This window comes from Plantactinospora sp. WMMC1484 (assembly GCF_049315195.1).
In the GTDB taxonomy this organism is placed as follows: Bacteria; Actinomycetota; Actinomycetes; order Mycobacteriales; family Micromonosporaceae; genus Plantactinospora.
Map to the genome: position 1 here is coordinate 1,842,631 of NZ_CP186055.1, position 25,593 is coordinate 1,868,223.

Below are 25,593 nucleotides of genomic sequence, written 5' to 3' on the forward strand. Positions count from 1 at the left end.
GCATGTCCACCACACCAGATGTCGACGTCGACGCACGGTCCTTCCGGTCCGGGCCGCCGGTCACGGCAGGACGCGGGGCAGGCCGAACGGCCCGAAGCGGTCGGCGTCGAGGAACGAGGTGAGGGCCGCGATCCGCGCGCCGCGCAGGGTCAGCACGGTGATCGACCAGGCGGCGTGTGGCGCGGCGGGTTCGGGTCCGAGATAACAGGCCACCGCCGGCTGCCCGTTCGCGCCGACCAGTCGGGTACGCCAGCTCGGACACCGGCCCAACGGGACCTGTCGGGCGAAGTCGGCGACGGCCTCGGCTCCCGAGTACCAGTGCGGCAGCGGCGGCATCGACCAGGTGACGTCCTCGGTCAGCAGCGCGATCAGCGCATCGACGTCGCGGCGTTCCAGGGCGTCGGCATAGCTGCGGGCGACCTGCCATGTCCGGTCGTCGCCGAGCCTGCGCAGGGTCTGTTGCTGGCTGGGAGCGGGAACCCGCTCGGTGACGAGCCGGCGGGCCCGGGCCAGGGCCGAGTGCACCGACGTCACGGAGGTGCCGAGGATGCCGGCGATCTCGGCGGCGGGGAAGCCGAGGACGTCCGCGAGCAGCAGTACGGCCCGCTGGTTGCCGGGTAGGTGCTGCAGGGTCGCGACGAACGCGAGTTCGACGGCCTCGCGCCGCTCGTAGCGGGCGTGCGGGCTGGCCGGCCCGTTCGCCACCCGGGCGTCCGGATAGGGGCCGAGCCAGCTGCCCTCGCGCGCCGGCCCGGCACCGTCCGGCACCACCTGGTCGCTGGCCGGGCCGAGGTCCACCGGGAGCGCCCGACGGCCGCGAGCCTTGACGATGTCCAGGCACGCCCGGGTGGCCACGGTGTATAGCCACGACCGCAGCGAGCCCCGGCCCGCGAAGCCGGCCAGCCCTCGCCAGGCCCGGAGCAGGGCGTCCTGCACGGCGTCGTCGGCGTCGTGGGTCGACCCCAGCATCCGGTAGCAGTGTGCGTGCAACTCGGGACGGAGCGGCGCCACCAGGCGGCCGAACGCCGCGTCGTCGCCGTCCCGGGCCGCATCGAGCAGATCATCGCTCACCGCAGCACCGGCGGTGAGGCTGGCCGGGGTCGCCGGAAAAACTTCGCTCACGAGCGACGATTCTCCGCCACGCCGGCAGTCCTTCTTCCCGGGCTGCCGGGCCGCCCCGCCCGTCGGCCACCGCCCCCACCGCACCACGAGCCCTCACCAGCACCACCAGCCCCACAGCCCTCACCAGCACCACGGACCCTCAAACGCACCACGAGTTCTCCATCCACCACGAGCCAGGAGGCTGCCTGAGATGACCGCATCGACACCGGCATCGCCCGACCGTACCGACCTCTGGCCGCTGGTCCACGCCGAGCGCGAGGCGCTGGCGGCCGACCTTGCGGAACTGCCCGACGAACGGTGGGCGACCCCGTCGCTCTGCGCGGGCCTCTCGGTGCGGGAGGTGCTGGCGCACCTGACCGCAGCCGCCAGCCTCACCCCGCTGCGCTGGCTGGCCGGAGTGCTCCGCTGCCGGTTCGACTTCGACCGGCAGGTCGCGATGCGGCTGGCCGAGCAGGTGGGCGCCACCCCAGCGGAGACGCTCGACCGGTTCCGCCGGGTGGCCGGCAGCACCACCAAACCGCCGCTGCCGACGATCGCGATGCTCGGGGAGACGATCGTGCACGGCGAGGACATCCGGCGGCCGCTGGGCATCCGGTACGACTACCCGGTCGCCACCGTGACCAGGGTGGCCGAGTACTACCGGGGCTCGGACATGGTCGTACTCGCCAAGGGTCGGATCGGCGGCCTCCGGCTCGCCGCGACCGACGGGCCGTTCGCCACCGGCGCCGGACCGGTGGTCTCCGGCCGCACAGTGGCGCTGGTGATGGCGATGACCGGGCGGGCCAGCCACTGCGACGAGCTGACCGGGGAGGGCGTCCCCGTCCTCCGCGACCGCTGCGCCACGGCCTGACCTCAACCCGCTCCGGCCAGCACCGTCGCCGCGACAGTGCCCGTCGCCACGACAGTGCCGACGCCGGTACGGAGGGTTTGCCGGCGGACAATTCGGGTACAGCCTCAGCAGCGTCGACGTCCGTCGACGGGTGCACGGCTAGTGCGACGGCCCGGCGCGCCGGCATCCGGATGAGCCTGGGAGGCGACGATGATGGAGAGCCGACTCAAGGTGCTGGGGCACCCCGTCCATCCGATGCTGGTGATGTTCCCGATCGCCCTCTTCGTGGCGGCCACCATCTTCGACGTCATCGACGTGGCCGGCGGTCCCGGCTTCCTCGGCGAACTGGCGTACTGGAACATCCTGGTCGGCCTGATCGGCGGGGTGCTGGCGCTGATGGCCGGCGTGGTGGACCTGCTCGCCGTGCCGGGCGGCACCCGTGCCAAGCGGGTGGGTGTGGCGCACGCCGCGACCAACATCGCCGTACTGCTGCTCTTCGCGGCGGTCTGGGCGGTGCGGCTGGCGGCGGAGACCCGCGCGGCCGGCGGCGCGCTGGTGGCGATCGAGGTGGTGGCGGTGGCGGGGGCCGGCGTCGGCGCCTGGCTCGGCGGGGAACTGGTGGACCGGCTCGGGGTCGGGGTGGACCCGGAGGCCGGCCTGAACGCGCCGAGTTCGCTGCGTCCCCGGACCGTCGCCGCAGCCTCCGCCGACCACCACGAGGAGCGGTGAACCCACGGCGAGGAGCGGTGAACCCACCGTGAGGAGCGGTGGCGAAGAGTGACGACGGGAGGGAACACGGCGGCATGGGCGAGCCAGGACGTGGTGCGGAATACCGGCGGGGTGCGGAAGACCGACGGGGTACGGGAGACCGAGGCGGCACGGGCGACCGACGGGGCACGGGCGACCGGGGTTGGGACCCGTTCGGCGAGTTGCAGGCGCTCCGCGCGGAGCTGGGCCGGGTGGTCGGCTCCGCGCTGGTCGGCGGCCGGAGCGGGCGGCCCGATGTCGAGTTGACGCCGGCCGAGGACGGCTGGACCGTCACCGCCCGGCTGCCCGGGGTGGCCCCGGAGGAGGTGGCACTCGAACTCGACGACCGCGAGCTCTGCATCCGGGACCGCTCCGAGGCCGAGGTGAACGCCGACCACGGGATGGCGGGAAGCGGATCGCAGAGCCGTGCCTTCGAGCACCGGGTGCACCTGCCGGCTCCGGTCGACCCGGACCGGATCGACGCCGTGATGGACCACGGCCTGCTCACCGTGCGGCTGCCGAAGGCGCCCCGGCCGGGACGGCGGACCATCACCATCGGTGGCCGGCGGCACGACCCGGGCCAGCCCGCCGGGGGTACGACCACGGCCGGCGGCCGGCCGGAGAACGTGGACCCCGCCGCCGACCGGGAACTGCACCGGCCGGACACCGCCGCCGGCACCCCGGCCCCGCGGTACGACGGTTGACCCGGCGCCGGCGGACCCGCAGCCGATGATCGGCAAGGTGCGCGACCTGGTCGCCGATGTCGAGCGGATCGCCGTACTCCGGGCCAACGCTCTCGGCGACTTCATTTTCGCGCTTCCGGCGCTCGACGCGCTGCGGGCCGGCTATCCGGCCGCCGAGCTGGTGCTGATCGGGGCACCCTGGCACGAGCGGCTGCTCCGGGACCGGCCCGGCCCGGTCGACCGGGTGCTGGTGGTGCCGCCCGCGCACGGCATCCGGCCCGCCGGGTCCGGCGAGCCGGAGCCGGCGCCGGAGTCGATGGCCCGGTTTCTCGACGCCGCCCGCCGGGAGCGGTTCGACCTCGTCCTGCAGATGCACGGGGGCGGGGCCAACTCCAACCCGCTCGTGGCCGGGCTCGGCGCCCGGGTGAGCGCGGGGTTGCGCGCCGAGGACGCGCCGCCGCTGGACCGGTGGCTGCGCTACGTCTACTACCAGCCGGAGGTCGTCCGCTATCTGGAGGTGGCCGGGCTGGTCGGGGCCACCCCGACCGGGCTGGTGCCCCGGCTGGCCGCGACCGGGGCGGACCTGGCCGAGGCGTACGCGGTGCTGGGCGAGCCGGAGCGGCCGAGGATCGCCCTGCACCCGGGCGCGAGCGATCCGCGCCGGCGCTGGCCGGCGGACCGGTTCGCCGCCGTCGCCGACGAGCTGGTCGCCGAGGGGTACGAGGTGCTGCTGACCGGTACGCCTGAGGAGCGGGCCCTCGTCGCGCAGGTGGTGGCGGCGGCCCGGCATCCGGTCCGGTCGCTGGTCGGCGAGCTTTCCCTGGGCGGCCTGATCGGCTGCTATGCCGGTTGCGAGGTGGTGGTGGCCAACGACACCGGGCCGGTGCACGTCGCCGCCGCGCTCGGCACCCCGACCGTCGGCATCTTCTGGGTCGGCAACATGATCAACTGTGCGGTGCCGTTGCGTGCCCGGCACCGGCCGATCGCCTCGTGGACCCTCAACTGCCCGGTCTGCGGGCAGGACTGCAGCCGGGAGCTCTATCCGGCCCGGGGCGGCGGGCCGGGCTGCCCGCACCGGGTCTCCTTCGTCACCGACGTACCGGTGGTGGAGGTGCTGGAGGCGGTGGCCGACCTGACCCGGCGGTGACCTCCCAGGCCTCCTGGCTCCGCTCGGTCACCGTGGTCGGCGCCTCCAGGTGGTACGCGCCGCTGGGCAGGACGCCGGCACCGGCGTACCGGGCCATCACGGCGAGCTGGGCGGCCGCGTCCTCGCCCTGGTGGCCGGGATCGAGCCGGGTCCAGAAGTCGAACCCCCCGGCCGCGCGGAGCCGGGCCCGGTCGTAGAGCACGCACCCGCCGATCCAGGAGACCTTGTACGCCCGCCACTGCCCCGGCGGCAGCCCCCGGGCCGAGGTGACGTGCAGCAGGTTGGCGGCCGAGTGGATCCGGGCCCGGTCCCACTCGGGCGAGCCGGGGTCCAGCCGTTCCGGTGCCGGTGGCCCGTCCCACTCGCAGTAGTGCCGATGGGTCTCCGGCCGTACGTCGTCCAGATAGGACAGACCGTGCACGGCGTTGCCGACGAAGCCGCAGCCGAGTCGCCGGATCGCGGTGAGCAGTCGGTCGATGGTGCCGGGTTCGAGCCAGACGTCGTCGTCGAGGTAGAGCACGTACCGGGCGGCCGAGGCGTCCAGCAGGTAGGCGCGGTGCTCGGCCAGGCCGCGCCGGGGCAGCCGGCGGGTGAGCAGCACCGGATGGCCCCGGTGCCGCAGTACCCGCACCATCGCCGCTGCCGCCGGTTGGGCCCAACCCGGCTCCCCGTCGGACTGGTCGCTGACCACCACCCCGAAAACCGTCGCACCCCTGGGGTCTGCTCCGGCCACCGCAGCCTCCGGGTCCGCTCCGGTCGCCGGGCGGTCCGGAGCGGCCTCCGTCTGCTGCGCGGCCAGCCCGGCCAGGGTGACCGCCAGTTCGGCGGGGCGGTTCCGGGTCGGGATCAGCACGTCCAGCAGCCGGGGGGCCCGGAAATCGGTCGGCCTGCCCGGGTCGAGTGGCCGCCGGCCAGCCGGGTCGGGACACGGCGCGCCGGTCACACCCGGTGGCTCGGCCCGGACGCGGTACCGCCCGCGTCGGCCGGCGCGGGAACCGGCTCGACACCACTGTCGGGGGCCTGGCGCACGCCGGTGCCGCCGTCGTGGGTGAGCTGCCGGCTCCGGTCGTCGGCGTGCGAACGGATCCGGTCGATCACCGCCGAGGTGGACCGGTCGGGTACGTAGCCGAGGGTGCGGACCTGGCCGCCGAGCCGGCGTACCAGGGGTGCCTCCGGAACCATCTCGGGCGGGTAGTCGCCGCCCTTGACGTACACGTCGGGGCGGACGGCCTCGATCAGCGCGGCGGGCGAGTCCTCCTCGAAGACCACGACGTGGTCCACACAGGAGAGTGCGGCGAGCAGGGCGACCCGGTCCTCCACCGGGTTCACCGGCCGGTCCGCGCCCTTGAGCCGCCGTACGCTCTCGTCCGAGTTGACCGCCACCACCAGCAGGTCGCCGAGTTCACGGGCCTGGTCGAGATAGCGCACGTGTCCCCGGTGCAGCACGTCGAAGCAGCCGTTGGTGAAGACGAGCGTCCGGCCCTCGGCCCGGTGCTGCCCGACGAGATCGAGCAGGGCGTCCCGGTCCAGCACGATCCGGGCCGGCTCCTCGTCGGCCGAGCCGAGCGCGGCGAGCAGGTCCTCGCGGAGGCAGACACAGGTGCCGGTGTCCGAGACGGTGGTGGTCGCGGCGAGCTGGGCGAGTTGGGCGGCGGTCGGCAGTGGTGCTCCGGCGGCGAGTGCCAGGGTCATCGCCGCCAGGTAGGCGTCACCGGCACCGACCGCGTAACTCGCCGGGACCGGGGTGGCGTGGCTGCGCCGGGACCGACCGTCGGCGCCGCCGACCACGGCCCCCTCGGCGTCCAGGGTGACCGCCACGACGTCGGCTCCGGTGCGTTCCCGCAGCTCGGCGAGGCGGGCCTGGGCAACCAGCGCCCGGCTGGCCCCGTCGGCCGCGACGGGTCGGCCACCGCCGGTGCTCGCCCGCTCGTCGCCGGCCACCACGATGTCGTCGCCGGAGACCCCGATCTCGTCGCTGGTCACCGTGATGCCGTCGCCGCCGACCGGTGCGGCGCCGTCACCGCCACCCGGCGGGGCTCCCTCCGGCGCGCCGGACCCGTCACCGTCCCGGCCGTCGTCCGTGCCACCGCCGCCGGCTGACGGGCCGCCGCCGGCTGACGGGCCGCCGCCGGCTGACGGGCCGCCGGCTGCTGCGCCGGTGGCCACGGCGGTACCGTCCTCGGCGAGGCTGACCCGGGTGCCGGCCACCGGAGACGTCGGGCTGGGCGGTGCGGCGGAGACCGCCTCGTCGAGCAGCCGGGTCGCCTCGGCGAAGCTCGGTGTCACCACGGTCGGGGCGAGCCCGCGCCAGTAGGCCAGGTCGTGGGCGTCCAGCGCGACCGTGGCGAAGTGGTCGCGGTGCCGGACCAGCCAGCTGCGTACCGGCTCGGGCAGCGCACCCAGGCCGTAGTCGCAGACCACCAGGGTCGGCGGCTGGCCGTCCCGGTCGGCCCGCAACTCCTCGGTGGCTCGGGCCAGGGCGTTCACCATCCGGTGTACGCCCTCCTCCGGCAGGGTCTCGTCGGCGTCGCCCTCGTCTTCCCGGAGCAGTATCTGGTCGGCGGCGAGCAGTCGCCGTTTCACCGGGGTGGGGCGGCCGGGCTGGCTGATGGTCCGGTCCCAGACGCCGGCCCGGTCCAGACAGTCGTGCAGCTCGTCACCTGCCACGTCGGCGCCGACCGGGGCGACCAGCGCCGCCCGACCCCCCAGAGCGGTCAGGTTCACGGCGGTGTTCGCGGCGCCACCGGCGGCGGTGAGCCGGCGGCGCAGGGTCAACACCGGGGCCGGTGCCTCCCGGCAGAGCCGGTCGGACTCGGCGAACCGCCACTCGTCCAGCATGGCGTCGCCGACCACCAGCACGCCCCTGCCGAGCCAGCTCTCCACCACCGAGGCCAACCGGCGCTGTTCCGCTGCGTCTGTCGCCATGTGGCTGCGGGTCCCCGGTGTCCGGCCGGGCAAACCTGGACCCGCCGAACCCCGCCCCGAGTCGGCCGCTGCGGCGTACGGTGCGGGGTTTGGCTGCTGCCGTACCGGGAACGTCTCTTATCGGGACGCGAGCGAAGAGTTCGTCGCCGCACATCCCCCGTTTCCACCCCGGAAAGGAGAACCGAGATGACTGCGACCTTGCAGGGCAAGCGGATCGCGTTTCTGGCCACCGACGGAGTGGAGGAGGTCGAGTACACCAAGCCCCGGGCGGCGGTCGAGGCCGCAGGTGGCCGGGCGGAGCTGGTCTCCCTCGACGGCGGCCAGATTCGGGCCTTCAACCATCTGGACAAGGCGGGGACGTACGACGTCGACACGACAGTGGCCCAGGCGGACCCGGCGGTCTACGACGGCCTGGTGCTGCCCGGCGGGGTGGCCAACCCGGACGCCCTGCGGGCCAACCCGGACGCGGTCCGGTTCGTCCGGGCCTTCTTCGACGCCGGCAAGCCGGTCGGGGCGATCTGTCACGCCCCCTGGACGATGATCGAGGCCGACGTGGTGAAGGGGCGGACGCTGACCTCCTGGCCCAGCCTGCGGACGGATCTGTCGAACGCGGGCGCGCACTGGGTCGACGAGGAGTGCCACGTCGACAACGGCCTGGTGACCAGCCGCAAGCCGGACGACCTGCCGGCGTTCTGCGCGAAGCTCGTGGAGGAACTCGCCGAGGGCATCCACTGAGCACCGCACCACTGACCTGATCAGCGGTGGGTTCGTTCCGGGCGGTCCGGCATGGCGCCGGGCCGCCCGGAGTGCGTCCGCCGCCGGTCCGGGCGCGACGGTAGGTAGACGGTAGGCAGACGGTAGGCATTTTCCGGGCCGACGGGGGGAGAAGGCACCATGACCACCGCTGCCGACCCCCGCCCCGCCCTGAGCCGTCGTCAGATCCTGCTCCTGATGGGCGGTCTGATGACCGGGATGCTGCTCGCCGCCCTGGACCAGACCATCGTCGGGACGGCGCTGCCGACGATCGTCGGTGAGCTGGGCGGGATCAACCACTACTCGTGGGTGGTCACCGCCTATCTGCTGGCGGCGACCGCCTCCACCCCGCTCTACGGGAAGACGGCCGACCTGTTCGGTCGCCGCCCCGTCTTCCTCTTCTCCATCGGGACGTTCCTGGTCGGCTCGCTCGCCGCCGGCTTCTCCCAGGACATGACCCAATTGATCATCACGCGCGGGGTGCAGGGGCTCGGTGCCGGCGGGCTGATGACGCTCGCCTTCACCATCATCTCCGACGTGGTCTCGCCCCGGGAGCGTGGCCGTTACCAGGGCCTCTTCGGGGCGGTCTTCGGGGTCTCCTCGGTGGCCGGACCGCTGGTCGGCGGCTATTTCGCCGAGCACGACTGGCGGTGGATCTTCTTCCTGAACGTGCCCCTGGCGGTCGTCGCCATCATCGTCTGCTACCACGTGATGCGGCTGATCCCGTTTCAGCGGCGGCAGCACGCGATCGACTGGCTCGGTGCCGGCCTGCTGGTGGCCGGGGTGAGCGCCCTGCTGCTCGCCCTGAGCTGGGGCGGCAACGAGTACGCCTGGGGCTCCGCCGTCATCCTCGGGCTCTTCGTGGCCGGCGCGGTGTGCGGTTTCCTCTTCCTCCGCCAGGAGGCCCGGGTGGCCGAGCCGATCCTGCCGCTGCGCCTCTTCCGCCGGTCCACCTTCGCGCTGGCGAACGCCGCCGGCTTCATCCTCGGTCTGGTGATGTTCGGGTCGATCATCTTCATCCCGCTCTATCTCCAGATCGTCAAGGGCGCCTCGCCGACCGACAGCGGCCTGCTGATGCTGCCGATGATGATCGGCGTGATCGTCACCTCGGTCCTGTCGGGCCAGGCGATCAGCCGGATCGGCCGGTACAAGTGGTTTCCGGTGGCCGGGGCGATCGTGCTGGTCGCCGGCATGCTGCTCTTCACCCGGTTGCAGGTCGACACCCCGCTCTGGAACGCCTTCGTCTACATGGTGATCATCGGTGTCGGGCTGGGCCTCTGCATGCAGTCGCTGATCCTCGCCGCACAGAACGCGGTGGCGGTCCGCGACCTCGGCGCCGGCACCTCGGCCGCCACCTTCTTCCGGTCGCTTGGCGGCTCCTTCGGGGTGGCGATTCTCGGCGCGCTGCTCTCCGCCGGGATCTCCGCCGGGCTCTCCGACCGGCTGCCCGGCGCGATCGCCCAGCTCCCGCCGGAGCAGCGGGCGCAGTTCGCCGGCGCCACCACGGAGTTCTCGGTCAACGAGCCGTCCCGGATCCTGGCGCTGCCGGATCCGATCCGGGCCGCCGTGCAGGAGTCGTTCGTCGGCGCACTGCACACCGTCTTCCTGGTCGCCGGGCTGATCGCCCTGCTGGCGGTGGCGATCACCCTGGCGATGCCGAACGACGAACTGCGCGGCGGCCCACCGGCCGGCTCCGGCGAGGGGCTGGCCGGGGAGCGGAAGGGGGACGCCGCCACCGAGATGGAGGCGAACGCCCAGACGATGATCTGAGGCCGCCGGTCGTGATGCTTTCGAGGCCGCCCCCGGCGCCGCGGGCGCGGCAGCGGGGGCGTCCGGCTCGGGCTGTCAGCGCGCGGCGACGCCGTGCAGGAAGTGCCGCCAGGCGGTCGGGCCGAAGGTCAGGGCCGGCCCGTGCGGGTCCTTGCTGTCCCGGACGAGCACGCGGCCGGGAAGGTTGTCGGCGACCTCGACGCAGGCGCCGCCGTTCGCGTTGCTGCGGGTCGACTTCCGCCAGGTGGGAGTCATAGCTCGTCCGCCATCCTCACGATCAGGTCCCGGGACATGTCTCGGGGGAGTGCCACCGAGCGTATCGCGTCCCAGGCCCGCGCCATCGCGGCGACCTGGTCCGGCTCGGCCAGCACCCGTCCCCCCGCCTGGTCTTCGAGGAACGCCGCGTCGCTCCCGCCGGGCAGGGAGGCCAGGATCAGCGGGCCCATCTGCCCGACATAGAGCCCGGCGGATCGCGGCACGACGTGGATGAAGATCTTCGGCCGGGTCGACATCTCGACCAGGTGCGCCAACTGTTCCTTCAGCATCGACCGGGGCTCGCCGCGCAGCAGCGCCAGCTCGTCGACGATGAAGGTGCAGACCGGCATCCTCTCGCGGCCGAACACGGCCGCCTGGCGCTCCATCCGGAGCGCCACCTGCGCCTCGACCTCGTCGGCGTCGAGCAGACCGGAGGTCAGCACCGCCCGGGCGTACGCCTCGGTCTGGAGCAGGCCGGGCACGTAGTTCGCCTCGTGCCACCGGATGGCGACCGCCTCGCGCTCCATGTCGGGCCACTGGCGGAACCACTCCTGCGGGGTCGTCCTCCGGGCGGCGGCCGAGGTGCTCTGGACCAGATCGCCGCTGCCGAACAGCTCGTCCAACAGTTTCGCGGTGTCCGGCATGGGCACCAGCCGGCCCGTCTCGAATTTGGCGATCAGGGACGTGGAGACATTCAGCCGTCCGGCGACCTGTTCCTGCGTCATACCGCCGTTGAGGGAGCGCAGGAACTTCAGGATCTGCGGAACACCACTGTGACTCATTTATTCTCGAACTTTCTCGCGGCGGCTCGGAGCCGGGATGGAAATGCTGACCGCCGCCAATTTTCCGCCGAGTTCGGGCAATGGTCCAGGGTGGATATAAAGGAATCCGGTCGTCTTGTCGCTTGCGCTCAACCCTCGCTATTTCAGGACGACGTGGCCGGTCTGCTCGAAGACGGTCAGGTCGTCCAGGGTCTCCAGCACGGTGGCGGAGACCGGCGCCGGCAGGGCCCGGGGTGCGAAGAAGCCGGCGTTCGTGGTCTCGTCGGTCGCGGTGACAAGCGTCCCGGACCAGGCGTCGACCCGGAAGGCGACCACGAAAAGCTGGTAGGTGTCGCCATACATGTTGGTGAAGGTGCGGTCCGGGCCGGTGTACATGGCGAACGGGGTGACCCCGGTGGCGGTCAGCCCGGTCTCCTCCCAGACCTCGCGCATCGCGCACTGGGCGATCGACTCGCCGAGTTCCATCGCGCCGGCCGGCATCGCCCAGTGACCGTTGTCGGAACGTTGGATCAGCAGCACCTGGCCGGCCGCGTCGCGTACCACTCCCCGGGCACCGACGAACATCAGCGTGCGGTCACCGGCGAGCGCGCGGAGCTGGCCGAGGTAGGACTCGGCCCACGGGATGCTGCTCATCTGCCTGCCTTCCGGGTGGTCAAGATGTGAGCTGCGCCACTAGGTTGTTGCCCATGCGTAGCACGATGATGGACGCGCCCCTGCTGGTTTCCCGAATCCTCGAGCACGGCAGCACGGTGCACGGCGCCGCCGAGGTGGCGACCTGGACCGGCGACGGTTCCCGCCGGGCGACGTACGCCGAGGTCGGTGCGGCGGCCGCCCGGCTCGCGCACGCGCTCCACGACGACCTCGGGGTCACCGGAGACCAGCGGGTCGGCACCTTCATGTGGAACAACACCGAGCACCTGGTCGCCTACTTCGCGGTGCCGAGCATGGGCGCGGTGCTGCACACCCTGAACATACGGCTCTTTCCCGACCAGGTGGCCTACATCGCCAACCACGCCGAGGACCGGGTGGTGCTCGTCGACTCGACGCTGATCCCGCTGCTGGCCAGGGCGTTGCCCGAGATGTCCACCGTGGAGCACGTGGTGGTGGTCGGTGCCGGTGACCCGGCTCCGCTGCTCGCCGCCGGGGGCGGTCGGGTCGCCGTACACCGCTGGGACGACCTGCTGCGGGACAGGCCCGACCGGTACGACTGGCCGGAGCTGGACGAGCGCGACGCCGCCGCCCTCTGCTACACCTCCGGCACCACCGGCAACCCGAAGGGCGTCGCCTACTCGCACCGCTCGATCTGGCTGCACTCGGTGCAGATCTGCCTGCCGGAGTCCTTCGGGTTCGGCCCGACCACCCGGGAACTCGCGATCGTGCCGATGTTCCACGCCATGTCCTGGGGCATCCCCTACGCGGCCTTCCTCTCCGGCGCCTCGCTGGTCATGCCGGACCGGTTCCTCCAGGGTGCGCCGATCGCCGCGATGATCGAGGCGGAACGACCGACCCTGGCCGGCGCGGTGCCGAGCATCTGGACGGACCTGCTCAACCACCTGGACGCCCACCAGGTCGACACCTCCTCGCTGACCGAGGTCATCGTCGGCGGCTCGGCCTGCCCGCCCGCGCTGATGCACGCCTTCGCGGAACGGCACGGCATCGACGTCATCCACGCCTGGGGGATGACCGAGATGTCCCCGCTCGGCTCGGTGGCCCGGCCGCCGGCCGGGGCGACCGGCGAGGACGCCTGGCGCTACCGCTACACCCAGGGCCGGGTGCCGGCCGGGGTCGCCGCCCGGATCGTCGGCCCGGACGGTCGGCACCTGCCCGCCGACGGCGAGGCCGTCGGAGAGCTGGAGGTCCGTGGGCCGTGGGTCACCGGCCGGTACGTCGGCGACGACGCACCCGACCCGGAGAAGTTCCGGGACGGCTGGCTGCGCACCGGTGACGTCGGCACGCTCTCGGCGGACGGCTTCATCACCCTCACCGACCGGGCCAAGGACGTGATCAAGTCGGGTGGGGAGTGGATCTCCTCGGTCGAGCTGGAGAACGCGCTGATGGCGCATCCGTCGGTGCTGGAGGCGTGCGTAATCGGCGTACCCGACCCACGCTGGGACGAGCGTCCACTCGCGACGGTGGTGCGCCGGGAGGGTGCCACGGTGGACGCCGAGGAGCTGCGGGGATTCCTCGCCGACCGGGTGGCCGGGTGGCAGCTCCCCGAACGGTGGGCCTTCGTCGAAACCGTACCGAAGACCTCGGTGGGCAAGTTCGACAAGAAGCGGGTACGCGCCGACTACGCCGCCGGCAGCCTGGACGTGACCGAGCTGGCCGACTGACCCGGCGGGCGGCATGGCGCGAACCGTTGCCAACCTGATGTTGGGCCGGGAAGGATGTCGGGCACGCGGAAGGGGCGTGCGATGCGAGCGGTGGCGGTGACGGCACTGGGCGGTCCCGGTGTGCTTGAGGTGGTCGAGCGACCGGACCCGGTCGCCGGCCCCGGTGAGATCCTCGTCCGGGTACGCGCGGCGGCGGTGCATCCCGCCGACGTGGCCGCGCGGATCGGGCCGATCCCCGGTGGGCCGGTCGAGCCACCCTTCCTGCTCGGCTGGGACTTCGCCGGTGACGTGGCGGCGGTCGGCGACGGTGTCCCCGGCCACCGACCCGGCGACCGGGTCGCCGGGATGGTGCCGTGGTATCAGACCCGGGGCAGCGTCGGCGCGTACGCCGAGTTTCTGGTGGCCCGGCCCGACTGGCTGGTCGGCGTGCCGGACGGCCTGGACGCGGCGGAGGCGGCGACCGTGGGGCTGAACGCGCTGACCGCCCGGCGGGCACTGGAGATGATGTCGCCGGCTCCCGGCTCGGCCCTGCTGGTCACCGGCGCCAGCGGTGGGGTGGGCGGCTTCGCGGCCCAGTTGGCGGCGCGGGCCGGGCTCCGGGTGATCGCGCTGGCCAGCACCGACGACGAGGAGTGGGTCGGCAGCCTCGGCGTCGCCGAGGTGGTGCCGCGCTCCGCCGGGCTGGCCGGGGTCGGGCCGGTGCCGGCGGTGCTCGACGCGGTGCCGCTCGGGCCGGAGGCCGCCGCCGCGGTCGCCGACGGCGGCACGCTGGTGTCGACCCGGCCGGTCCCGCCGGTCGACCCGGAGCGCGGGGTACGGCAGGAGATCGTGCTGATCCGGCTCGACCGGCCGATGCTGGCCGAGCTGATGGCGGAGGTCGCCGACGGGCGGCTGCGCACCCGGGTCGCGGCCACGCTGCCGCTGGCGGAGGCGGCCCACGCACACCGGCTGGTCGAGGCGGGACGGCTGCGCGGAAAGATCGTCCTCGTCCCGTAGCGGCGGCGGGCGGCGCCCCGGTGATCTGCGGCGGGCGGCGCCCCGGTGATCTGCGCGGTACTCAGGACTCGCTGGTCACCACCAGCACCTTGCCCACCGCCGAGTCCTGCACGGCCTGGTGCGCCCGGGCCACCTCGTCCAACGGGTAGTAGTGCAGCGGCAGGCCCACCTCGGCGCCGACCCGGAGCACCCCGGAGGACGCGGCGGCGGCCACGTCGGTCACGGCGTGCGCCTTGGCCACCGCCGGCAGGGTGTAGACGAGGACGAACTGCCAGCGGACGTTCGGCACCATCAGCGGGCGGACCGGCAGGGTGAGCGCCGCCCCGCCGTCGTCGGCGTAGACCGCGACCGCGCCGTTGGCGCCGATCACCTGGCTGTCGGTCTCGGCGTTGCTGGCGGCGGCGACCTCGACGATGGCGTCCACCCCGTCGGGAACGATCTTCCGGACCTCGGCCACCACGTCCTCGTCGCGGTAGTTGATCACGTGTGACGCGCCTGCGGCGACCGCGAGCTGTGCCTTCTCGGCGCTGCTGACCGTGGCGATGACGGTGGCGTCGGCCCAGCGGGCGAGCTGGACGGCGGCGTTGCCGACCGCACCCGCCCCGCCCTGGACCAGCACGGTGCGCCCGCTGAGCGCGCCGACGTCGAGCCGGTCCGGCATCGTCTCGCCGACCGTGAGGCAGCGGTGCGCGGTCAGGAACGGGATGCCGAGGCTGGCGCCGAGGTCGAAGGAGGCCGATCCGAGCCGGACGACCTGCCGGACCGGCACCACCGTGTACTCCGCCGCAGTGCCCCACGGCCGCTGCCAGGCCGCTTCCCAGATCCAGACCCGTTCGCCGGTCAGTTTCGCGTCCACCCCGGTGCCGACCGACTCGATGATCCCCGCACCGTCCTGGTGGGGGATCTGCCAGCCGTGCCGGGGCGGCGCCCCGGACCCGTCGCCCCGCCGCGACTTCCAGTCGGTCGGATTGACCCCGGAGACCGCCACCCGGACCAGCACCTCACCCGGGCCCGGCTCCGGCACCGGCCGGTCGACCACATCGAGGACGGACGGGTCGCCGGTGCGCTGGTAGACGGCTGCCTTCATCGTTGACCTCTCCGGTGCTGCCACCCACGATCACCTCTCGGTCTCGACCTCGGTCGGCGCGGTCGGCTCCGCGCGCTCGCCGGCCATCCACCCATCTTGCTGCCCGATCGGGTGGAGCGCCGGAGTTTCGCCGCGCCGTGGCGGGTGTGGGACCTCACACCCCCGCTCGCCACCCGCCTGCACCCGAAGGAGGGACATGCGCCGACCTGCGCCGACCCCGGTCAGGAATCGTTCAGGTTTGTCGGGTAGGACTGTTGGGCAACGTCCGTCTGTCGAAGCGCCTGCCCGTCTGGGCGGTTCTGGGCGGTGGGCGGGGGCCGCCGGGCGCGGTCCGACCGGAGACGTGGAGACGCCGATGACTTCGTCAACCGAGCCGACGGTGACGGCTGCCGTCGTACCGGCGGAGGATCGGCCTGCCGTGGCGGCGGAGGATCGGCCGGGCGTGGCGGCGGAGGGCCGGGACCGGTACCTCGACCTGTGGCGGGCGGCGGCACTGGTCCGGGTGGTGACCTACCACGTGCTCGGCTGGATCTGGCTGACCGTGCTCTTCCCGGCGATGGGGCTGATGTTCGCGCTCGCCGGATCGCTGATGGCCGGCTCGCTGGACCGCGCCGGGCACCGTGCGGTCGGCCGCCGGCTGCGCCGGCTGCTGCCACCCCTGTGGGGCTTCGGAGCGGTAACGGTCACGCTGTTGCTGGTGACCGGCTGGCGGACGGAGCCGGAGGCCCGGCTCGGCTGGGGCGAGCTGGCCTGGTGGGTCTTTCCGGCCCGCACGCCGCCGGTCGGCGACCAGCCGTGGGCCTGGGCCTACAACGTCGTGCTCTGGTACATCGTCACCTACCTGTGGCTGGTGCTGCTCTCGCCGGTGCTGCTCGCCGCCTTCCGGCGCTGGCCCTGGCAGAGCCTGGCGCTGGCGGTCGCGCTGCCGATCGCCTTCCGGTTCGACGTGGTGACCGTCGGTGGGTACTTCAACGAGCAGGCCACCAACGTCAGCACCTACCTCGCCTGCTGGCTGCTGGGGTTCGCGCACCACGACGGGCTGCTGCGCCGGATCCCCGCCCGGCGGTACGCGCTCGCCGTCGCCGCGCTCGCCGTGACCGGAGCCGCCTGGGTGCTCGTGGTGGGCTGGTCGACCGGGAACTACGACCTGAACCGGATCGCGGGCGGCAACACCCTGTGGTCGATGGCCTTCGTCGCCACGGTGCTCCGGTTCCGTCCGCGACTCGACTGGCTGGCCCGGATCCGCCCGCTCGACCGTCTCGTGGAGTTGCTGAACGCCCGGGCGGTCACCATCTACCTGTGGCACCTGCCGGCCGGGGTGCTGGCCGGGGCGCTGATCGCCCCGGTGGCCGTCTCCGGCTGGGTGCAGACCGTCGCGCTCCGGCTCGCCGCCGTCTGGCTGCTGGTCGCCGTGGTGGTGGCGCTCGTCGGCTGGATCGAGGATCTGGCCGCCCGGCGCCGGCCGGCGGTGATCCCGCCTTCCGTCCGTCCACGCCCGGCCGTCGGTGCCGGGCCGCCCGCCGGGCCGGCGGTGCGACCGGCCGCCGTACCGGTGGTGGCCGCCGTACCGGTGGCGGTGGCCGCCGTACCGCTGACGGCTGGCGCGGCCCGGCGCTGGCACCGGGCGATGACCGCGACGGTCGCGGTCATCGCCGTCGGCCTGGGGTTCGTGGCGCTCAACCTGTGGCCGGGCGTGACGACCCGCAGCCCGGCCCAGGTGGCTCGGGCCGAGGTCACCTACCGCCTCTCCGACCTGCCCATCCTGGTGGAGGGCAGCGCCGTGGACGGAGGTACGGCGCGGCGGTCACCGCCGCCGGCCGCAGGGCCGAGCCCCGGCTCGGTCACCGTGCACGGCCAGGTCTATCCACGCGCGGTGCTCACCGCGGCGCCGAGCCGGCTCCGGGTGCAACCACCGCTCGGCTGCGAGCGGCTCCGGGCCGTGATCGATGTCGGTGACGACGATGTCGAGGTGGTCTTCGCGGTACGCGCGGACGACGTCACCGTCTTCGAGTCGGGTGTGCGGAGCCGGGCGGACAGCGCCGAGCAGATCGACGTGCAGATCCCGAGGGCCAGCTTCGTCGACCTGGTGACCAGCAGTCCCTCCGGCGGTGCGGTCGGCGTCTGGGCGGATCCGCAGTTCGTCTGTGCCGCCTAGCCCGGCCGGGCCTGACGCCGCCACCACCCGGCCGGCCTACGGTCGCCACCGTCCGGCCTGCTGCGGCCGCCACCGCCCGGCCGGCCTACGGTCGCCACCGCCCGGCGGTCGCCACCGCCCGGCCTGCCTGCGGCTGCCGCCGGTCAGCGGGACCGGAGCACCACGTCCTTGCTGAGATCACCCCAGCCGCTCTCCCTGGCCCGGGCGACGGTGGCACGCAACTGCGCCTCGTCCACCGGCTCTTCCCGGTCGGCCCGCTGGAGAGTGACGGCGAAGTTGGCGCAGAGGTATTCCAGCAGAGCGTCGTCGGCGTGCAACACCTCGCAGATGCCGGCGACCCGCCGATGGCGGAGGAGCCCGGCCATGCCCTCCAGGGCAGCCTGCTCGTGACCCTCGACGTCGATTTTGAAGAGCAGCGAGTCGTCGTCGTGCAGGTGGATCCGCTCGTCCAGCCGGAAGCACTCCACCTCGACGCCCCGGTCGTTCTGTACCCGCAGCGACGCGACGCCGGTGTGCTGGTGCAGATAGAGCCGGGCGGTGCCGGACCGGTCGCTGGCGGCACCCGCGTGCAGCACGGTGCCGGGATAGTCGGCGGTGGCCGCCGCGATCGTCTTGCCCAGCCAGGGGAGCACCGCCGGGTTCGGCTCGACGAGATGCAGTTCCCGGAGCCCGTAGTAGCAGGTGGAAAAGGCCACCTCGCCGTAGTTGGCGCCGACGTCCACGGCCACGGTGGGCCGGATCTCGGCGACCAGGCGCCGCCAGGCGGCCACCGCCTTCCGGTCGAGGTTTCCCTTGTAGACGGCGAGTTCGGTGCCGCGGATGTCGGTGTGGTCGGCGTGCAGTATCACGCCGATCTCGTTGCGGAACGCCCCTGCCCGGGTCCGGAGGGCGATCCGGTGGGCGGCCCGACGGACGTGGTGTGCGCCGGACTGGTGAAAGGCGCGGCGCAGCGTCGATCGAAAAGTTGGCATACCGTTGACCGTTCTCGCTGATCGTTGGGGGATGTCGCATCGGGGTCTGCTCCTCGGGCATGGTACGCAGACAATCACGTTCAGCAACAGAGCAGCCACGAAGCGGAGTTATACGTGGAATGCTTTCGTATTTGTGCTGGTCATGGCCGGAGCGAGGGGCGATGCGGTCGGAGCCGGGCGTACTCCGCAGAAACGCCGTTGTCCGGCGCTGTTTCGCCGCCTCCGTGATCTCGTCATCGGCACCGGTGCCGCGCCCCGATCCGCCCCGGCCTGGTCCCTGCGCCTGCGCCGTCCTGACGTAAAGCCGACACCCGGCCAGCCGGCGGGCGCTGGGCCGACCGCACTGCCGGCCGCCTCGACCGCGTGGCGCCGGGCCCGGCCGGACCCGCGCCGCCTACGCTGCTCACATGGACTCGCCGAGCTTCGAGCTGATCTGCGAGATCGAGCCGCCGACCCGTCCCGACCTGCGGCACGTCCGCCACCAGATTGGGGTGCTGGCTCCGGTGGCCTCCTCGTTCCTGGTTCCCGACAACCACATCGGCCGGGCCACCGTGTCGAGCATCGCGGTCGCGCACGAGGTGGCCGCGATGGGCGGCCGGAGCATCGCCTGCCTGAACTCGCGGGACCGCAACCGGCTCGGGTTCCAGCGGGACATGCTGACCGCCGCCGCGTACGGGGTGCGGGAGTTCCTCTTCGTCTACGGCGACAAGCCGGCGGTCGGCGACCGGAGCGGCGAGCTCACCGTACGCGCGATGATCGACGAGGCCCGCGCGGCCGGCGAGGGACCGGTCTTCGCCGGGTTGCCGCCGTTCCGGGTGGGTGTGGCCGCCGGCCTGCGCCGGCTGCCGAGCTGGAAGCGTGCCGCCGACTTCGTCTTCGCGCAGGTCAGCTTCTCGGTCGACGCCCTGCTGCGCTGGCGCGAGTCCGTCGCGCTCGACGTGCCGGTCTACGCCGGGGTGATGGTGCTGGCGAGCCCGGCGATGGCGCAGCGGCTCGCGGCGACAATTCCGGACATCGAGATCCCGGCGGACCTGGTCGACCGGGTGGGGCAGGATCGGCGGGCCGGCGTGGACGCGGCCTGCGAGCAGATCGAGCGGCTGCGGGACAGCGGCGCGTTCGACGGCGTACACCTGGTGCCGGTGGCGCGCTACCGCGAGCTGGCTCTGCGGCTGGAGGGCCGGGGATAGTGCCAGGTCAGCAGGTGGAGTGGAAGAGGCCGCCGACCGGCTCCCGCGCGGCGAGGCTGTTGTAGAGGTCGACGGCCTCGCCGGTCCGGGCCACCTGGATCTCGACGCCCCGCTCCTGGAGGAACCGCAGGGTGGCCGGGTCGACCCGCAGCCGCCCGTCGAAACCCTCGGAGAGCACCACCCGGGTCGCCCCGTTGGCGAGAAGTTCCTCGACGTCGGCCGGCTGGATCCCCGGCTCGTGCCGGGTGCCGGTCTCGGACCAGTCCCACGGCCGGCCGCCGCCCGGATAGAGCTTGAAGTCCTTGCCGTCGCCGAGCCCGTCGACGCTCATGCTGCCCCAGGAGATCTGCAGGATCCGGGGTGACCGGGCCGGCGGCACGGACTCCTCGGTGAGGTCGGTCAGTCGCGGCAGGATCAGCGCGGCGAGCTGTTCGGCGTCCGGGTCGAGCGGGTACGCCCCGTGCGGGACCGCCACCACCCGCATGCCGGCGGCGGCGGCCGATCGTACGCCGTTGCTGGAATCCTCGATCGCGACGCAACGGCCGGCCGGCACGCCCAGGCGCTCCGCCACGGTCAGGTAGGCGTCCGGGGCCGGCTTGCCCCGGGCCACCTCCTCGGTGGAGAGGGTCACCCGGAACTCCTCGGCCAGGCCGGTGGCGGACAGCGCCACGTCGATCAGCCGGCGCGGGGACGAGCTGGCCAGCCCGAGCGGCCAGTGCCGGCCGAGCCGCCGGACCACCTCGGGCGCGTCGTCGATGACCGGCAACTGTGCCCGGTACTCCTCGGCCATCGCATCGATCACCTCGGTCGCGATCTGCTCGGTGCTGCCGGGGACGCCGAGCTCGCCGAGGTAGCTGGCCCACTCCCCGGTGCTCATCCCCATCAGTCGGCGCTGGGTGTCGGGCTGCCACCGGCCGCCGCGGGCGTCGACGTAGCGCCGGCGGACCCGCTCCCAGACCGGTTCCGAGTCCACAAGTACGCCGTCGAGGTCGAAGATCACAGCGTCCACCACGGCTTCCATCCTGCCTCACCCGGAAGATCCGGTCTCACGCCGGCGGCCAGCTGGTAGGTATTGACATCTGCCCATGTGGGTCAGTAGGTTCGGTTGACGACGTTGAAACGATTCATGAGTTCGGCGAGTCGAACCGGAGGTCGTCCATGTCCCGGAAGCCGTCGAGTCGGCACCTCCGCCTGCCGGGTGCCGGAGCGGTGCTCGCCCTGCTGGTCGCACTCGCCGGGGTGGCACCCACCACCCCGGCCGGCGCGGCACAGATCGAACCGACCGTGGTCACCAGCTTCGACACCAGTGCCGCCGGAGGTGGCGCCCGGCCGCTCCTCGGCGACGTCACCGGGGACGGCCGGTTGGACGTGGTGATGATGCAGCCGCACTACACCGCCGACGACCGCTACGAGGGCGCACTGGTCGCCGCGCTGACCGCGTACGACCTGGACGGGCGGCTGCTCTGGCAGGCCGGGGCGGTCGATCCGCGCGGGCGCAACAACGGCAGCGACATCCCGGCCCAGGTGCACGATGTGGACGGCGACGGGGACAACGAGGTCGTCGCGGTCATGCACCCCGGTGGCGACACCACGGCCGAGGGCCGGTTCATGATCTTCGACGGCCGGACCGGTCAGCTCGTCCGGGACTTCGCCCTGCCGGACCGGCTGGCGCACGACGCGATCATCTTCGCCAACCTCAGCGGCGGGAACACCGCCCGGGAGATCGTGCTGAAGGACCGCTACGAGACGGCCTGGGCGCTGGACAACCAGGGAAACCTGCTCTGGACCCACCGTGGCAACACGGGCCACTACCCCTGGCCGTACGACTTCACGGGTGACGGGCGCCAGGAGATCATGATCGGCTACGACATGCTGAGCCCGGACGGTGAACTGCTCTGGCAGCACCAGGGCGGCGGGCACGCCGACACGATGTGGATGGCCGACATCACCGGCAACGAGGAACTGGAGCTGATCCTCGGCGGGGACGCGGCAGTGGCGCACGACGGGCGTACCGGTGCGGAGATCTGGCGCAACGCCGACATCGTCGAGACCCAGAACATCATGACCGGCGACTACCTGCCCGACCTGCCCGGCCTGGAGTCCCTCGGCCTGGACCGGATCGACCGGAGCGCCCAGGGCTACGACGGGCTCTTCCTGCTCGACGTCGACGGCCGGCACGTCTGGCGGGAGGCGCGGGAAACCCGGGGCTGCTGGGGCTCCATTCCCGAGCCGATCCACAACTGGACCGGCGACTACAGCGATCTGATCATGGTGTGGAACCGGGGCTGCGGCGAGCCGACCACCATCATGAACGGTGCCGGGGAGGTGATCAGCACCCTCGATCCGGCGGCCCGGCTCTGGCACGCCGACTTCTGTGGCGACGACCGGGAAGAGGTCATCGAGTACATCCAGGGCCGGTCCGTGACGATCAAGAGCAACGGCCCGTGCGACCTCGCCGCCAAGGTGACCGGGCATCCGCTGCCGCAGGCCAAACGGCTCCACAACTACACCCGCTACACCGCCGGGGACAGCCCGGTGACGCTCTCCGCGGGCCGCCCCACCGCCACCAGCAGCGCGCTGCCCGACCAGCCCGGTGCGCTCGCCGTCGACGGCGACCCGGGCACCGCCTGGCGGGCCGCTGCCACCGGCACCGGGCAGACGTGGCAGGTCGACCTGGGTCGCTGGTACACGCTGACCGGCATCCAGCTCACCTTCCCCGCCACCGACCTGCGGGCGGCCTGCACGCGTACCGTGACAGGCCGGCACACCGGGCCGCTGACCGTACCCGCCGGGGTGACCTGTCTGGCCGCCGGTGCGACCGTGACCGGCCCGGTCACCGTGCTGCCGGGCGCCTCGCTGGCCGCCACCGACGCGACCGTGACCGGCCCGGTCTCGGCGCTCCGCGCCCGGTCCGTGCAGCTCACCGGCGTGCGCGTCACCGGCCCGCTGTCGGTGGTCGGCACGACCGGCCGGGTGGTGCTCACCGGCAACCAGGTGACCGGGCCGGTGAGCCTGGTCGGCAACCGGACCGGCGCGACCCCGCTGGTGGTCTCCGGCAACGGCGTGCGGGGCGGGCTGGCCTGCACCGGCAACCAGCCGGCACCGGTGCGCGACGGTGAGCCGAACAGCGTCGCCGGGCCGGCGGCCGGACAGTGTGCCGACGTCCCGGCCGGTGACCCGCACGGCGCCGAGTTCGGGTACGGCTACCTGGTGGAGACCTCCACCGATGCCCAGCACTGGGTGCCGGTGCTGGACCGCACCGACAACGCGCTGACCACCTCGACCCAGCGGGGACTCTTCACCGGGCTCGGCCGGTACGTCCGGGTCACCGTCACCGACCTGCCCGAGCTGCCGTACGCCCGGGCCGGGCTGGCCGAGGTGACGGTGCTCGGCAACCGCTGACGGCTGCGCGGTGACCGCTGGCGGTTGCGCGGTGACCGCTGGCGGTTGCGCGGTGACCGCTGGCGGTTGCGCGGTGACCGCTGACGGCTGCGCGGTGACCGCTGACGGCTGCGCGGTGACCGCTGACGGCTGCGCGGTGACCGCTGACGGCTGCGCGGTGACCGCTGACGGCTGCGCGGTGACCGCTGGCGGCTGCCGGCGGAATGCCCCGGCCGGTCCGCTCCGCCCGCAACCGGCGGACCGGCCGGGAGTCTCGGCACGGCGCGGTGTCGCCGGGTGTGACGACCGCTGCCGCGACCGGCCGTCAGGATAACTGCCGATCCCACCCTTTCTGCTGGTCGAGTCGGGTATCAGACCAACCTTTCTGACTGGTGACTCAGATTCGGAATGATGTTCTGAGATCGATGTCGATCACGATCTGAGGGGGCGGACATGGGACGGCGGATGGCACGGCGTGTCCTGCTGGCAGCCACGCTGGGCGTGACGGTGGCTGTTCCGGGCGCCCCACCGGCATCCGCGTCACCGACCGGATCGGCGCGGGCAGCGGCGGCGCGGGTTGAGGTGCCGGACAGCTGCCCGGACGGCGGTGCCGGATGCGTGGACGGCACCATCGCCGAACTCCGGGAGCGCTTCGCCGCGCTCGGGCAGTCCTGCGCCCACCACACCACCTTCGTTCTCGCCTACCTGCGGACCACCCAGGGCTTCAAGTGGGGACGGGACCAGGACGAATACTTCGCCGACAACGTCTGGGTCAACCGGGAGGGTGCGCTCTTCGCCGAGTACTACTACCGGGCGTACGACGACTGGGCGGCCGGGCGCCGCTCCGCCGTACCCGGTGCCTGGCTGGCCGCCCTGGACGCGGCGCGGTCCCGCCGGCTCACCGGAGCCGGTGACCTGATGCTCGGCATGAACGCGCACATCAACCGCGACCTGCCGTACGTGCTCGAACGGGTCGGGCTGACCACCCCGGACGGCAGCAGCCGCAAGCCCGACCACGACAAGGTCAACGAGATCCTCGAAGCGGTGATGAATCCGCTGCTGGCCGAGCTCATCGCCCGCTTCGACGCGCAGGGCTTCGACGTCGGCATCTCCACCGGCACCGTCCTGGCCCTGATCATCAGTTGGCGGGAGCAGGCGTGGCGCAACGCCGTCCGGCTGGCCGGCGCCCGTACGCCCTTTGCCCGTGCCGTGGTCGAGTTCGACATCGAGTCCAGCGCCGTGGCGATCGCCGCCGGACTGGCCGTGCTGACCAGCTATGTCCCGCCGTTCACCGGGCCCGGCCCCCGGGCGGCGTACTGTGCCGCCCACAATGCCGACGCGCCGCCGCAGGCGTATCCGTTCGGCACGCCGCCGGCATACTGAGCCCTGGTTAGGCGGGGGCCCTTCTACAACAGAAAACGATAAGCGGGGGCCCTTCCTTACACCTCAGGCGGACTTGCGCGGAGTTTTCTTCGCGGGGGTCTTCTTGGCGGCGGGGGTCTTCTTCGCGGTCTTCTTGGTCGCGGTGGACTTCTCCGCCGTCTTCTTGGCGGCCTTGTCGCTGGCCTTCTTCGCGGCCGGGGTGGCCTTCTTCGCCGCTGCCGCCTTCGCGGACTTGGCGGCGGAGATCGGGGTGGGCTGGCCGGCGCCGGCCCCGGCCGGCTCCTCGCCCCGGGCGGCCCGGGCCCGGTCCACCGACGCGCGCAGCGCCGCCATCAGGTCGACCGCCGCCGCCGGGGCCTCCTCGACCTCCTCCGGCTGCACCACCTCCCGGCCCTCCACCTTGGCGTCGATCACCTCCTGGAGCGCGGTCCGGTAGTCGTCGGTGAAGACGTCCGGCTCGAACTCGCCGGCCATCGAGTCGATGAGCGAGCTCGCCATCGCCAGCTCCGGCGGGCGTACCGTGATGTCCTCGTCGAGGAAGCCGAAGTCGGGGCGGCGGATCTCGTCCGGCCAGAGCATGGTGTTGAGCAGCAGCACGCCCTCCCGGACCCGCAGCGTGGCGAGCTGTTCCCGCTGCCGCAGCGCCACCTTGACGATGGCCACCCGTTCCGAGTCGGTCAGCGCGTCCCGGAGCAGCACGTACGGTTTCATCGCCGCGTTGTCCGGCTCCAGGAAGTAGGCCTTGTTGTAGAGGATCGGGTCGACCTGCTCGGCCGGGACGAACTCCAGCACGTCGATCGCGTGCGAGGTGCTCAGCGGCAGCTCGGCGAAGTCCTCGTCGCTGAGGATGACCATCTCGCCGCCGCCGATGTCGTACCCCTTGGCGATGTCGTCGTAGCTGACCTCCTCGCCGTCGATGGAGCAGACGCGCTTGTAGCGGATCCGGCCACCGTCGGTGCGGTGCACCTGGTGGAACCGGATATCCTTCTCCTCGGTCGCCGAGTAGACCCGCACACCGATCGAGACCAGCCCGAAGGAGACGGCGCCCCGCCAGATAGCCCGCATGATCCCGTACCTTCCCCTCTCC

General features: G+C 72.9%; 22 protein-coding genes and 3 pseudogenes. 12 read left to right on the top strand and 13 right to left on the bottom strand.

The genetic code is table 11. The features are described 5' to 3' along the window. Positions 1–60: 60 nt before the first annotated feature. Positions 61–1,071, bottom strand: coding sequence for a sigma-70 family RNA polymerase sigma factor (locus ACN28C_RS08070; protein WP_422774579.1), 1,011 nt, complete (start codon positions 1,069–1,071; stop codon positions 61–63). Positions 1,072–1,312: 241 nt separating this feature from the next. Here ACN28C_RS08070 and ACN28C_RS08075 point away from each other — a divergent pair, with 241 nt between their 5' ends. The 4 genes from ACN28C_RS08075 (at position 1,313) to ACN28C_RS08090 (ending at position 4,528) form a co-directional block, all read left to right on the top strand. Beyond that, the gene (locus ACN28C_RS08075; RefSeq protein ID WP_422772914.1) at positions 1,313–1,972 is read left to right on the top strand and encodes a maleylpyruvate isomerase family mycothiol-dependent enzyme; all 660 of its coding nucleotides are present in this window, start codon (positions 1,313–1,315) and stop codon (positions 1,970–1,972) included. A 192-nt stretch (positions 1,973–2,164) separates the two neighbouring features. Then, complete coding sequence (locus ACN28C_RS08080) at positions 2,165–2,680, top strand: DUF2231 domain-containing protein (protein ID WP_422774580.1); 516 nt, start codon at positions 2,165–2,167, stop codon at positions 2,678–2,680. 74 nt (positions 2,681–2,754) lie between these two features. Further along, entirely contained in the window at positions 2,755–3,402 is a 648-nt protein-coding gene (locus ACN28C_RS08085) for an Hsp20/alpha crystallin family protein (protein WP_422772915.1), read from the top strand. Between the two features lie 25 nt (positions 3,403–3,427). Then, a complete protein-coding gene (locus ACN28C_RS08090; RefSeq protein ID WP_422772916.1) occupies positions 3,428–4,528 on the top strand; it encodes a glycosyltransferase family 9 protein in 1,101 nt (366 codons plus the stop codon). On the opposite strand, the gene ACN28C_RS08095 is transcribed toward ACN28C_RS08090, so the two are convergent. From ACN28C_RS08095 to ACN28C_RS08105, 3 genes and pseudogenes are all read right to left on the bottom strand, one after another. Then, entirely contained in the window at positions 4,470–5,471 is a 1,002-nt protein-coding gene (locus tag ACN28C_RS08095; protein WP_422772917.1) for a glycosyltransferase family 2 protein, read from the bottom strand. The genes ACN28C_RS08090 and ACN28C_RS08095 overlap by 59 nt on opposite strands. Before the next feature lie 131 nt (positions 5,472–5,602). Beyond that, positions 5,603–6,022: pseudogene (gene rfaE2 / locus ACN28C_RS08100) on the bottom strand (D-glycero-beta-D-manno-heptose 1-phosphate adenylyltransferase); the annotation flags it as partial. Positions 6,023–6,090: 68 nt separating this feature from the next. Continuing rightward, positions 6,091–7,453, bottom strand: a pseudogene (locus ACN28C_RS08105) (PfkB family carbohydrate kinase); the annotation flags it as partial. 186 nt (positions 7,454–7,639) lie between these two features. On the opposite strand from ACN28C_RS08105, the gene ACN28C_RS08110 reads away from it, so the two are divergent. After that, positions 7,640–8,188, top strand: coding sequence for a type 1 glutamine amidotransferase domain-containing protein (locus ACN28C_RS08110; RefSeq protein ID WP_422772918.1), 549 nt, complete (start codon positions 7,640–7,642; stop codon positions 8,186–8,188). 159 nt (positions 8,189–8,347) lie between these two features. Beyond that, positions 8,348–9,976, top strand: a complete 1,629-nt coding sequence (locus ACN28C_RS08115) for an MDR family MFS transporter (protein ID WP_422772919.1) — start codon at positions 8,348–8,350, stop codon at positions 9,974–9,976. A gap of 75 nt (positions 9,977–10,051) precedes the next feature. Here ACN28C_RS08115 and ACN28C_RS08120 read toward each other — a convergent pair whose 3' ends face one another. The 3 genes from ACN28C_RS08120 to ACN28C_RS08130 form a co-directional block, all read right to left on the bottom strand. Next, complete coding sequence (locus ACN28C_RS08120) at positions 10,052–10,231, bottom strand: DUF397 domain-containing protein (RefSeq protein WP_421495577.1); 180 nt, start codon at positions 10,229–10,231, stop codon at positions 10,052–10,054. Continuing rightward, positions 10,228–11,013, bottom strand: a complete 786-nt coding sequence (locus tag ACN28C_RS08125; protein ID WP_421495576.1) for a helix-turn-helix domain-containing protein — start codon at positions 11,011–11,013, stop codon at positions 10,228–10,230. Before ACN28C_RS08125 ends, ACN28C_RS08120 begins: the two co-directional genes overlap by 4 nt. Before the next feature lie 138 nt (positions 11,014–11,151). Then, positions 11,152–11,646: an NUDIX domain-containing protein gene (locus ACN28C_RS08130; RefSeq protein ID WP_422772920.1), complete on the bottom strand. Its 495-nt coding sequence runs from the start codon at positions 11,644–11,646 to the stop codon at positions 11,152–11,154. 53 nt (positions 11,647–11,699) lie between these two features. On the opposite strand from ACN28C_RS08130, the gene ACN28C_RS08135 reads away from it, so the two are divergent. Continuing rightward, entirely contained in the window at positions 11,700–13,346 is a 1,647-nt protein-coding gene (locus tag ACN28C_RS08135; RefSeq protein WP_422772921.1) for a long-chain fatty acid--CoA ligase, read from the top strand. A gap of 81 nt (positions 13,347–13,427) precedes the next feature. Then, on the top strand, positions 13,428–14,342 hold the full coding sequence (locus ACN28C_RS08140) for an NADP-dependent oxidoreductase (RefSeq protein ID WP_422772922.1): 915 nt from the start codon (positions 13,428–13,430) through the stop codon (positions 14,340–14,342). Positions 14,343–14,403: 61 nt separating this feature from the next. Here ACN28C_RS08140 and ACN28C_RS08145 read toward each other — a convergent pair whose 3' ends face one another. Continuing rightward, on the bottom strand, positions 14,404–15,429 hold the full coding sequence (locus ACN28C_RS08145; protein WP_422774581.1) for an NADPH:quinone reductase: 1,026 nt from the start codon (positions 15,427–15,429) through the stop codon (positions 14,404–14,406). Between the two features lie 355 nt (positions 15,430–15,784). On the opposite strand from ACN28C_RS08145, the gene ACN28C_RS08150 reads away from it, so the two are divergent. Further along, positions 15,785–17,584, top strand: coding sequence for an acyltransferase family protein (locus ACN28C_RS08150; protein ID WP_422772923.1), 1,800 nt, complete (start codon positions 15,785–15,787; stop codon positions 17,582–17,584). A gap of 143 nt (positions 17,585–17,727) precedes the next feature. On the opposite strand, the gene ACN28C_RS08155 is transcribed toward ACN28C_RS08150, so the two are convergent. Further along, entirely contained in the window at positions 17,728–18,555 is an 828-nt protein-coding gene (locus ACN28C_RS08155) for an FkbM family methyltransferase (protein ID WP_422772924.1), read from the bottom strand. A 407-nt stretch (positions 18,556–18,962) separates the two neighbouring features. On the opposite strand from ACN28C_RS08155, the gene ACN28C_RS08160 reads away from it, so the two are divergent. Next, positions 18,963–19,742, top strand: coding sequence for a methylenetetrahydrofolate reductase (locus tag ACN28C_RS08160; protein ID WP_422772925.1), 780 nt, complete (start codon positions 18,963–18,965; stop codon positions 19,740–19,742). Positions 19,743–19,749: 7 nt separating this feature from the next. On the opposite strand, the gene ACN28C_RS08165 is transcribed toward ACN28C_RS08160, so the two are convergent. Continuing rightward, positions 19,750–20,121 carry an Mth938-like domain-containing protein gene (locus ACN28C_RS08165; protein ID WP_422774582.1) on the bottom strand — a complete coding sequence of 124 codons (372 nt, stop codon included), beginning with the start codon at positions 20,119–20,121 and terminating at the stop codon, positions 19,750–19,752. Continuing rightward, a pseudogene (locus ACN28C_RS08170) lies at positions 20,098–20,754 on the bottom strand (HAD family hydrolase); the annotation flags it as partial. The gene ACN28C_RS08165 and the pseudogene ACN28C_RS08170, both read right to left, overlap by 24 nt. Before the next feature lie 146 nt (positions 20,755–20,900). On the opposite strand from ACN28C_RS08170, the gene ACN28C_RS08175 reads away from it, so the two are divergent. After that, positions 20,901–23,144, top strand: a complete 2,244-nt coding sequence (locus ACN28C_RS08175; protein ID WP_422772926.1) for a discoidin domain-containing protein — start codon at positions 20,901–20,903, stop codon at positions 23,142–23,144. Here the strand turns inward: ACN28C_RS08175 and ACN28C_RS08180 are convergent. After that, positions 23,074–23,376 carry a hypothetical protein gene (locus tag ACN28C_RS08180; RefSeq protein WP_422772927.1) on the bottom strand — a complete coding sequence of 101 codons (303 nt, stop codon included), beginning with the start codon at positions 23,374–23,376 and terminating at the stop codon, positions 23,074–23,076. The genes ACN28C_RS08175 and ACN28C_RS08180 overlap by 71 nt on opposite strands. A gap of 212 nt (positions 23,377–23,588) precedes the next feature. Here ACN28C_RS08180 and ACN28C_RS08185 point away from each other — a divergent pair, with 212 nt between their 5' ends. Then, positions 23,589–24,506: a DUF5995 family protein gene (locus ACN28C_RS08185; protein WP_422772928.1), complete on the top strand. Its 918-nt coding sequence runs from the start codon at positions 23,589–23,591 to the stop codon at positions 24,504–24,506. A 63-nt stretch (positions 24,507–24,569) separates the two neighbouring features. Here ACN28C_RS08185 and ACN28C_RS08190 read toward each other — a convergent pair whose 3' ends face one another. Further along, entirely contained in the window at positions 24,570–25,571 is a 1,002-nt protein-coding gene (locus ACN28C_RS08190; protein ID WP_422772929.1) for a Ku protein, read from the bottom strand. Positions 25,572–25,593: the final 22 nt, after the last annotated feature.